Origin of the sequence: Actinoplanes sp. NPDC048796 (genome assembly GCF_040650035.1) — a bacterium.
Classification (GTDB): Bacteria; Actinomycetota; Actinomycetes; order Mycobacteriales; family Micromonosporaceae; genus Actinoplanes.
Map to the genome: position 1 here is coordinate 240025 of NZ_JBEZGO010000013.1, position 8140 is coordinate 248164.

Sequence of the window (8140 nt, forward strand, 5' to 3'; positions counted from 1 at the left end):
GGAACGGTGGATGTCAGAGTGGTGCCTGCTCGCTACGGTCGGCCTATGTCTACTGTGCGCGAGCAGGCTGCCACTATCACGGTCACGGTGGCGGACGATGAGGGCGGCGAGGAAATACTCGATCTTCATCAGTGGCTGCGCCAAGATCCGGATCTTCGTACGGCGGTGACACCCGCCTACCGCGAGCCGGAGCCGGGCGAGATGAGCGGCGAGATCGTCGAGGCCCTCACGGTTGCCGTCACCTCCCAGGAGTTCGTGGTGGCGCTGGTGACCGGCATCAGCACGTGGGCCGCGACGCGGATGTCGATGCGACGTTCGAAGATCAGGGTCAAGCGTGGGACGAGCGAGATCGAGATCGACGCGGCCGACATTCCGGAGCCCGACCTGGCCGCTCAGCGGCTCTACCTGGAGATGGACGAGACCGACCCCCGTGCGTCTTCCTGAACCGGGCCGGTCGCGAGCCGTCCTCGTCGGATCGGGGCACTATCAGTCGGACGGGCTCAAGGACCTCGACGCGGCCGTTCACAACGTCAGCGACCTGCGCGACGTGCTCGTCGACGCTTCGTTGTCGACCTTCACGGCCGCCACCTGCGAGGTCGTCACCGATCCGGCGAGTGTCGCCGACGTGCTGAACCCGGTCAAAGCCGCCGCCCACGAGGCGGAGGACCTGTTACTGGTCTACTTCGCCGGCCACGGCCTGCTGTTCGGCCGGAATCGGGAACTGCACCTGGCGACCACGCAGGCATCCGATGACCCCTGGCTGAGCGTCAGCTACCGCGCGATGGCCGACCTGATCGAGAGCAGCGACGCGAAGACCAAGATCGTCGTCCTGGACTGCTGTTACAGCGGCCGGGCCGTCGACCTGCCACTGGGCCTCACAGTCAACGGCTTCGACATCGGGGGTGCCTACGTCCTGACCTCCAGCTCACAGATCAAGCGGTCGATCGCTGCCGAAGGCGCACGCAACACCGCGTTCACCGGCCGGCTGCTCGCTTTGATGCGAGACGGGCTCGCCGGCGCCGACGACCTTCTGAGCATGCGCACGCTCTACGCCAACGTCCGTGACCAACTGTCCGAGGCGGGCCTCCCGCTGCCGCTGCAACTGGACGGCAACACCGCGGGGTCGATGGCCCTCGTCCGCAATCTCCATCCGGCGGCCGGCCGCCGGCTCACCAGCGAGCTGCGCGAGGTGGTGCGCGAGGAGATGTCGGTCGTCATGCGTTCCCGGCTCGAGGAGATGCAGGTCGCGATGGCCGCGTTGACCCGCGACGCGCTCCTTCCGGACGGCCCCGCGCGCGAGCTTCGCATGGCGCTGGAAGCGGCACCGGCGGTGGAACCGGCCGTTCTGTCAGCGGTCTGGACGTACGGCGTGGCCCTGCTCCCCCTTCGGCCGGACGCCGTTCGCTTCGCCGACCTCACCGCGCTGCTCGCCGAAGCCGAGGATCTGACCTGGCGGGGCGACTCCGCGGAGCATCCCTACTTTCGCTGCCTCGTCGCGGTCGAGCAGCAGTTTCCGGACGACCCCCGGATCCGTCCGCTCGCTACGTGGCTCGCCCACCATCGCCCGGCCGGCACCAACAGCGCTTCCCGCGGGCCCGCGACGGTGCGGGAATCCGCTGTCGTCGTTCTGCTCGCCCCGGCCGCGCTACCGGGTCGACCGGTCGGCCGGCGGGGCAGCCGGTACGAGGCATCGATGTGGCTGTACACCGACACCGAGGGGTTCACCAGCTTGTACCCCGACCTCGACCGGTACGGCAGCGCCGTCCCCATGACCGCGGCCGAGGCGCCGGCTCGGCTCGGCGCCGTCCTCTACGACGGTCTCGACGCCCTGGCTCGAACGCCCGGCGCGGCCGACCCGGTGGTGGAGTTCATCCTGCCGTCGGAACTGTGGGACCTGGAGGTCGAGAACTGGCGCATCGGACCCAACCGGGGAAACCTCGGCCTGCAGTACGCGACGGTCGTGCGCTCTCTGGAGCGCCTGCGGGACGTCGAGTCTCATCAGCGCTGGCGACAGCAATGGGAGGCCGCCGGGGCCGAGCTGCGCCGCCGGGGCCGAGTCCGGCTGGTGTGCCGCAGCTGTCTCGGCCACATGAGCGATCTGGATTTCCAGGACCACCTGCACCGCGCCGACCAGCGCGGGGCGGTCGTCCTGCTCGAACAGCAGGTGGCGGGCCGGCGCAACCGGGACTCCTTGCGGGCCGGCACGACCGCCGGCGTGCCCGGTTTCCTCTGGCTACGGGAAAACGCGGCCTCTGCCTGCGCCGGTCCGGCCGTTCACCGCCGCACCGCGCTGGTGGCGCGCACCCCCGCCGAGCTGGCGAGGTCAGCCCTGCGGCTGCGGCAAGCGGCCAAGCCGCCGTTCCACCAAGGTTTCGTTCTCTACTGGGACGACCCGAACCGGATGCCCCACCTGGACAATCCGTTGGCCGCGCCCGCCACATGGCGTCGGGCATGAGTGAGGAGCTTCGATGACCTGGCGCATCTACCACGGAAACGCGATGCCGCACGACGGCATCGACAACCGGCCGGCACCGCCGCCTTGGCGCGTCTTCGACGGCGAGGTTCCGGATTCGGGCGAGACGAGCGCCGATCCGGTGCGAGAGACGCAGACCCGGCGAGGAGCGGCCTATCGCAGCACGAGTGAGCAGGAGATCGAAGCCGTCAACGCGGCGCTCGTGTTGCGCCGGCCGCTGCTGTTGACCGGAAGCCCTGGGGTGGGCAAGTCGTCGCTGGCCTACGCCGTCGCCCATGAGCTGAAGCTGGGACCGGTTCTCCAGTGGCCGATCGTCAGCCGGAGCACCGTGGGGGAAGGGCTGTACCAGTACGACGCGGTCAGCCGCGTCCAGGATGCGGCGCTGGGCAGCGGCGCGGGCGATGCCGACGCCGGCATCGGCGGCTACCTCCGCCTCGGGCCGTTGGGCACGGCGCTTCTGCCGCGGACGCGACCCCGGGTCCTGCTCATCGACGAAATCGACAAGAGTGATATCGATCTGCCCAACGACCTGCTCACCATCTTCGAGGACGGCGAGTTCCAGATCCCGGAGCTGGCGCGGCTGGCCGATCGGTCCCCCGACGTCGAGGTGGTCTGCGCCGATCCCCGTGAGCGAACAGTCGTCCACAACGGCCGGGTTCGGTGCCGCGAATTCCCGTTCGTGGTGCTGACCAGCAACGGCGAGAGGGAGTTCCCGCCCGCCTTCCTCCGCCGCTGCATCCGGCTGCACATCCCGCCGCCCACCGCGGATCAGCTGATGCTCATAGTGGAGGCGCATCTCGGCCCGGAGGCCGCCCGGGACAGCGCGGCCGTCATCGACCAGTTCCTGACCGCCCGCAGCTACGGCGAACTCGCCACCGACCAGCTGCTCAACGCCATCTACCTCACCGGCCGCTACACCGACGGCGGCCGCGACGACCCCGATGTGGTTCTCGGACTGCTTCTCCAGTCACTGGACTCGCCGTGACGACCGAGCGGGCGATCCGGGCGCTGCTCCGCCTCGACCCGGGGGCGGAGCCGGTGGAGATCGCCGAGGCGCTCTGGCTCGCCCGCCAGCTGCCCGGCGCGGAGCGGCCACACGGCAGCGAGACGACGCCGCGGCCGAACGAGTCGGTCCAGCCCGGCGGCGGCAACGACGACCGCGCCTCCACCGGCGCGCCCGGCCGGCCGGATCCGGGCCGGGCGCTGAGCCCCGGCGATCAGACCGGATCGTCGCCCACCTCCGCCGAGCCCGGAGAGTCGATCATCGTGCGCCGGCCGGATCGCCGGCCCGGCGGGGCCCCGGTCAGCCTCATCAGGGCGTTGCGACCGCTCAACCGGCGGGTGGCCGGGAACACCGGCGTCCAGCTCGACGAGGAGGCCACTGCTCGATATCGGGCGGATTTCGGCTTCTGGTTGCCCGTCCTGCGCCCGGCCGACCGCCGGTGGATCAACTTGTTGATCATTACCGACACCTCGCCCTCGATGGACGTCTGGCGGACGGAGAGCGAGGAACTCCGCGTCGAGATCGGCCGCCTGCGGATCTTCGGACACCTGCAGCACGAGTACCTCACGATCACGCCGGACGGCCCGGAGTTGTCCCCGAGCGCGGCCGGCGCACCCGAACGTCCCCGGCGCGTGGCCCGGCGCGACTCCGCCCGGCGCGTCATCCTGCTCATCACCGACGGCGTCGCCCCGTTCTGGCATTCGCCGGCCGCGGCGGACTTCCTGCGGTCGCTGGCCGGGCAGGATCTGACGGCCATCGTTCAGCCGCTGCCGCAGCGACTCTGGCCCCGCACCGCTCTATCGGCCGAGGTCGGGCGCTTGACCGCCTTCAGCCCGCCACCGCACAACGGGGCGCTCGCCTTCGCCTCGGCGGACGACGACACGGTTCCCATCCCGGTCTTCGAGATGCAGCCTGGATGGCTCGCCGCCTGGGCGACCCTCATCGCCGGTGGCAGCGTGCCCGACGCCGCCGTCGTGCCGGTCGGCGAGAAGTGGGGCCGGCCGGTCGCCGAACCGTCCGCCGGCGAGGCGGACGAGGAGGCGGACGACGTCCTGCGCGCGTTCCGCGCCGTCGCCTCGCCGAGCGCCCTGCGTCTGGCCGCGCGCCTGTCGGTCGCCGCGCCACTGACGTTGCCGATCATCCGTTACGTGCAACAGGCGACCCTGCCCCGGGCGGGCTCGGCCGAGATCGCGGAGGTCTTCCTCGGCGGACTTCTCCGCCGGGTCGCACCCGGCAGCGGGACCGGTCCGGACACGGAAATGTACGACTTCCGGCCCGGCGTGCGGGAACGCCTCGTCGGTACCCTGCGCCGTCACGAGGTCGGCGAGGTATCGGACGCACTGCTGCGCGCCGTTGTTCGGCAGGACCTGACCGTCCCGGATCTCGAAGGACGACCGGCTGGCGTGAGCACGGGACCGGAGCCCACCACCGCTCTGGCGCTGCCCACCGGTCCTATCGTGGACATCACGCGATGGACGCTCGGGCAGCTGCGGTCCCCGTCGGCCCAGGGCACCTCGGCCTCGGCCGGTCCGGCCGACGACTCCTGGATGGTCAGCCTCCACAACGGCGGCGACGGCGCCCCCGTCGCCGGTGGCGTGCTGATCGACGCGTGGCGGGTGCTGACGTGTTCGCCCGAGCTCAGCGACGAGTGGATCGTCTCCTTTCCCTGGGCGGCCACGCCGGAGCACCGCCGGATCCAGCAGATTTTGCGTCCCCCGGGCGGAGACACCGGCGCGGGCATGGCCGTGCTGGTGCTGGACGAGGCAGCGCCGGGCGCCGTCGCTCCGGCGCCGATCGTCGGGTTGCCCGCCGAGGAACTGGTCGGCGAGCGCTGGTGGTCGCGCAGTGGCGACGTCGTCGTACGAGGGACGATCACGCACGCGCTGACCCACGGTCGCATCGGGGTGCGAGCCGACGGTCCCGAACAGGCGCCGCCGATGCCCGGCTCGGGCGTGTGGTCGCCGGCATCTGGAGGGGTGGTTGCCCTGATGTCGAAAGGCCAAGCACCCGGCCCGGCCGCCAATGCCGTCACGCTTGCCCAGTTCGACGAGTGGATGCCGGCTGCGAGGCTTTCCGATCGGTGGCTCTCCCACCGGCGGGAGCCACCGGCGGAAACCGAGTACCTGATGGAGGCGAAGGTGGTGCTGGTCGGTGACGCGGGGGTCGGCAAGACCACCCTCGCCAGGAAGATTCTCGATCCCGGGCACCCCGTGGCCGCGGATGAGGGCGCCACTCACGGCGTGAGCGTTTCGAGCTGGCGGTTCCCGTCGCTCGTGCCCGTCGCGGGAGGGACGGTCGAACGGCAGTTCCGCGCGCATATCTGGGATTTCGGCGGTCAGGAGACCTACCACGCCACCCATCAGCTCTTCCTGACCGGACGCTCGGTCTACGTCCTTGTCCTCGATGGCAGGCGGGAGGAGACAGACATCGGATATTGGCTGGAGACAGTCAGTCTCCTCAGCGGTCGCAGTCCGCTGATGATCGTGCAGAACCGGGGGCAAGGCCATCTGCCTCCGCTCGACGTGCCGACCCTGCGCCGCGAGTATCCGAACCTGGCCGGCACCTTCAACGTCGATCTGTCCGACAACGTGGGCCTCGCCGAGTTCACGGCTAGATTGCGGCGTGAGCTGGAACTCCTGCCGCATGTCGGCACGGTCGTGCCGAGAAACTGGCAGGCCGTTCATCGAGCTCTGGACGACGACCCGCGGGACTTCATCTCCGCCGCCGAATTCTTCGCCATATGCGCGCGACACGGTCTGACGCGCGAACCGGAGTCGCGCCGGCTCGGCGAATTGCTCCACGACCTCGGCACCTGCCTCTACTTCCCCGATGACCCGATGCTGGCCGACGTGCTCATTCTGAACCCGGCCTGGGCGCTCCGGGCGGTCCATCGCGTACTGGACGACGGCGAGGTCGTCGCGAACCGCGGCGTCATGACGCCGGCCGACCTGACGCGAATCTGGTGGGAGCCGGCCTACACGTCCATGCGGGCCGAACTGCTCCGGCTGATGGTCAGATTCGCATTGTGCTACCAGATCCCGGGCACCGACTCCTATCTGGCGCCACAACTGTTGCCGCCGGCGCGCCCGGCCTACTCCTGGGACGAGCCGGGCACGGTGGCGCTGCGTTACGAGTACGACGTGATGCCGAAGGGCATCGTCCGGCGCCTGATCGTCGCCCTGCATGACCTGATCGAAGGCGACGCGGTGTGGCGCGGCGGTGTCGTGCTGGCGCGCGGGGGCGGCCGGGCCGAGGCGGTCGAGGATCACCGCCGCCGGCGACTGCACCTTCGCTTCACGCCGCGTGGTGTGGCAACGTTGCGGGCGTTGATCGACCAGGAACTCGATCGCGTTCACCGCTCCTATCCCGACCTGCGCTTCGTACGGCTGCTGCCGTGCGACTGCCCCGTGTGCTCGGACGCACTCGATCCGACGATGTTCAGCGTGGAAGAGCTCGAGGACTTCGCCCGCACGGGCGACCGGATCCAGTGCCGCTTGAGCCGTCGGCTGATCGACCCGGCGGACCTGCTGAGGCGGCTCGACCAGCCGGAGCCTTCCGACTCGGCTCTGGAGGTCTTCGTTTCCGCCAACCAGGGCTCCGAGGCTGACGCGGTCGTCGCCGCGATCACCGCGCGGCTCGCCGGCCGCGGGGCAGTGCGCCGCGGCGTGCTCAACGGCCTGCGGTATCGCGATCTGATCGAACAGTTCATACGCCGTCCCGCCGCGAACAAACACGTGGTTCTGGTCATCGACGACGCGTATCTCCGGTCGGCGCACTGCATGGCCGAGTTGACACTGGTCGCCTCCCATCCGGACATGCTGTCCCGGGTCTCCGCGATCGTGCTGGCCGACGCGAACGTCTTCAGCGCGATCGGGCGGCTCGGCTATGTTCGTTGGTGGGAGCAGAAGCGCGCGGACCTGGAGGAGGCCGCGCGCAGCGTCAATCCGATGCAGGGCATCCGCAAGGAACTGGATCTGTACGAGTCTTTCCGCACCACGCTGGCCGGCATTATCGACATCCTCGCCGACATGAACACGTTACCCCCGGACGCGCACCGGGGGCGTGACTTCGAGGCGGTCCTGAGTCAGTTCGGCGAGCCGGTCGGTGGCGGACGGGCGCTGAGTGCGTCCGCGCAGCGGGATCTCGACGACGCCGCGTTGCGGGTCCAGCTCGCGGCACGGGAGAACATCTCCCTGCTCAGGGACTTCATCTACCAGGAGACAGTCCAAGAACGGCTACGGACGAGCGGCAGCCTGCGCGAGTTCGTCGACAGGAAAGGACCGCGCGGGCGGGACGGCTTGGAAGGCTGGCAGGTGTACGTCGAAAGACAACTGACCAACGTGGCCGACGGCCGGCCGACCCACGAGATCCACCGCGTGATCCTGGAGGCCCTGGGCACCCCGCCCGTACACGACCCGAAGTGGTACACGGGCCTGGTGACCCGGCATCTCGATCCGGACCGGCCGGTCAACAGCCGGCCGGGTGGCAGCGGTGGCCTGAACGAGCTGATCCCTCTCGTCAAACAGCGCTGGGGATTCCGGCGTCACCAGCTGAAGGCCTATCTCACGACCTAGCTGTGCTGTCCAGGGACGTTGGTCAACCTGGTGATGGGTGGTAGGCCACCGATTGCTGAGTGGGGTCGGTGGTGATTGTAGTGATGCAGG

The 8140-nt window shown here is 69.8% G+C and carries 4 protein-coding genes; all 4 read left to right on the plus strand.

Translation table 11 applies throughout. The annotated features are described in order from the left end of the window. Positions 1-45 precede the first annotated feature (45 nt). From AB0C26_RS37715 to AB0C26_RS37730, 4 genes are read left to right on the plus strand one after another with little or no spacing between them, the layout of a single operon-like run. The gene (locus AB0C26_RS37715; RefSeq protein ID WP_360257639.1) at positions 46-444 is read left to right on the plus strand and encodes a hypothetical protein; all 399 of its coding nucleotides are present in this window, start codon (positions 46-48) and stop codon (positions 442-444) included. Further along, positions 431-2455: a caspase family protein gene (locus AB0C26_RS37720; protein ID WP_360257641.1), complete on the plus strand. Its 2025-nt coding sequence runs from the start codon at positions 431-433 to the stop codon at positions 2453-2455. Before AB0C26_RS37715 ends, AB0C26_RS37720 begins: the two co-directional genes overlap by 14 nt. Before the next feature lie 13 nt (positions 2456-2468). Further along, on the plus strand, positions 2469-3458 hold the full coding sequence (locus AB0C26_RS37725) for a MoxR family ATPase (RefSeq protein WP_360257643.1): 990 nt from the start codon (positions 2469-2471) through the stop codon (positions 3456-3458). Then, a complete protein-coding gene (locus AB0C26_RS37730; protein WP_360257646.1) occupies positions 3455-8050 on the plus strand; it encodes an SAV_2336 N-terminal domain-related protein in 4596 nt (1531 codons plus the stop codon). The genes AB0C26_RS37725 and AB0C26_RS37730 overlap by 4 nt, the downstream gene beginning before the upstream one ends. The last annotated feature ends 90 nt before the right edge of the window (positions 8051-8140 follow it).